Annotated in this window: 1 protein-coding gene; it reads left to right on the top strand. The window is 64.7% G+C overall.

What is annotated here, in order from left to right; translation table 11 throughout:
- Positions 1-9: 9 nt before the first annotated feature.
- A partial coding sequence (locus ACIA47_RS32490) for an MBL fold metallo-hydrolase (RefSeq protein WP_396712271.1) occupies positions 10-1,073 on the top strand: 1,064 nt, incomplete at its 3' end.

Below are 1,073 nucleotides of genomic sequence, written 5' to 3' on the forward strand. Positions count from 1 at the left end.
AGGCAAGACATGGCGAGCAAGTACGGCGATTTCTATCCAAGCAAGTGGGGCTTCCCGAAGGCCGTGGTCGAGGGCAACGCTCCGTCTCCGAACCAGTTCATGCCCGAGTACCTCAACAACCCGTCCTTCTACGAGAAGGGATGGCACGCCGAGAACGTGGGCGACGGCGGCAACTTCTACTGGGTCACCAGCCCTGCCGGCTATGACGCGGGCTTCGTGGTGACCGGCGACGGCGTGATTGTGATCGACGCCCCGCCGGGACTGGGCGAGAACATGCAGGCGGCGATCAGGTCAGTGACCAAGGAGCCTGTCACGCACCTGGTCTACAGCCACTGGCACTCCGATCACATCGGCGCGGCGTCCCAGTTCGGCCCCAAGGTGAAGATCGTCGCGCATGACATCACCCGCGAGTTGTTGGCCCGCTTCCCCGACAAGTACCGTCCGCTGCCGACCGAGACGTTCAGCAAGGACGCGACCCTCGAGGTGGGCGGCACCAAGCTGGAGCTGTCCTACAAGGGCGCCGACCACTGCCCGGGCAACATCTACATCTACGGGCCCGCGCAGAAGGTCCTCACGAAGATCGACATCGTGAGCCCCGGATCGGTGACGTTCGCGCACGCGGACGTGTCGGAGAACATCAGCGGGTTCTACCAGGCCCACGACGACATCCTGTCGTACGACTTCAAGGCCCTGATCGGTGGTCACATCTCCCGTTGGGGCACCCGCGAGGACGTCGAGGTCGTGCGTGAGTACTGGCACGACCTGCTGAACTTCTCCGAGGAGGCGCTGTGGGAACTGAGCAACGCCGAGGCGCTGCAGGGGTTCGTCGTGGGTCTCGGCCGGGAGAACCAGATGGTCGGCGCCGAGAACTGGATCAACTCGATCGCTAACTACGCCACCGAGAAGACCCTCACCAAAACCACCTCCAACGGCCAGACCTGGCCCGAACGGCTCGCGGGCGCCACAGTGTGGACCAAGTACCACGCCTGGACCGTCGCGGAGACCACCCGCACCGAGCGGTCCCACCACGGCTACCAGGCCGAGGGCAACGACGGCCCGGCCTACATCGCCTA

The sequence above is a fragment of the Micromonospora sp. NPDC051227 genome (genome assembly GCF_044455385.1).
In the GTDB taxonomy this organism is placed as follows: domain Bacteria; phylum Actinomycetota; class Actinomycetes; order Mycobacteriales; family Micromonosporaceae; genus Micromonospora.